This is a genomic window from Kitasatospora sp. NPDC094019, assembly GCF_044764505.1.
Classification (GTDB): domain Bacteria; phylum Actinomycetota; class Actinomycetes; order Streptomycetales; family Streptomycetaceae; genus Kitasatospora.
Genome location: NZ_JBIWIF010000049.1, coordinates 1 through 1,020, shown reverse-complemented (window position 1 = coordinate 1,020; position 1,020 = coordinate 1). Strand labels below are relative to the sequence as shown.

2 protein-coding genes are annotated in these 1,020 nt (G+C 70.9%); both read right to left on the bottom strand.

From position 1 onward, the window contains the following. On the bottom strand, positions 1 to 501 hold a 501-nt coding region (locus ACIQ9P_RS39330), incomplete at its 3' end, for an IS5 family transposase (protein WP_402367349.1). Beyond that, positions 405 to 947 carry a transposase gene (locus ACIQ9P_RS39325; protein ID WP_402367346.1) on the bottom strand — a complete coding sequence of 181 codons (543 nt, stop codon included), beginning with the start codon at positions 945 to 947 and terminating at the stop codon, positions 405 to 407. The genes ACIQ9P_RS39325 and ACIQ9P_RS39330, both read right to left, overlap by 97 nt. Positions 948 to 1,020: the final 73 nt, after the last annotated feature.

Genomic DNA, 1,020 nt, shown 5'->3' with positions numbered 1-1,020 from the left:
GTAGCTTTCCGGGCTCTTGTCGTACCTGGTGGCCAGGCCGCGCCAGGTCTTGAGCTTCTGGAAGCAGCGCTCGACGGTGTTGCGCTGCTTGTAGCGGCCGGGATCGAAGGCCACGGGCCTGCCTCCGGCCGAGCCCCTGCGTTGGCGGTTCGCCGCCTGGTCCGCCTTCTCCGGGATCACCGCGGTGATCCCGCGCCTGCGCAGGTAGGAGCGGTTTGCCTTCGACGAGTACGCGCGGTCCGCGGCCACCGCGTCCGGCCGGGTGCGCGGCCGGCCCACCGGGCCGCGCACCCGGACCTTCCCCAACACGGCCTGGAACTGCGGACAGTCGGCCGCCTGGCCCGGGGTCAGCACGAACGCCAGCGGCAGGCCCGCGGAATCGACGGCGGCATGGATCTTGCTGCTCAGCCCGCCCCGGGACCGGCCGAGCCCGGCTTTCGCGGCCCGGGCCCTGCGGCGACGGCGTGCCTGGGCACGAACCTGCGCGGAGTCGGTGGCGATGTCCGGCGCCGGCTCCGCATCACCCGCAGCACAGCCCGCTGCTGCGGCAACGGAACCCCCTTTTCCTCGGTCAGGGCCTGCTCGAGTGCATCGAGAGTCTCCCCGGCGACCGCCAGTCCGGACGACTCGTGGTGGGCCCGCACGATCGTGGAGTCCACACTGACCAACGTCAGCCCGACCTTCCCTCGCGTGGCGGCCTCCGCGATCAACTCGTCCATCAGGCCCTGGAAAAACCCCGAGGCCACCCAGCCACGGAACCGGGCGTACACCGTCGACCAGGCCCCGTAGCGCTCGGGCACGTCCCGCCACCCGCTGCCGGTGCGAAACCGCCACAACACCCCGTTGAAGTGGTCCCGCACCCGCCGCGGCAGAGGCCCGGTGGCAGCCACCGGAACATGCGGTTCGATCAAGGCCCACTCAGCATCCGTCACGTCAAAACGCGCCACGATCCCGAGTTCTACCAGACACACCAGCCCACAACCGAGCCACCACAAGATCCGAACCCTGAACAGCCCCTAG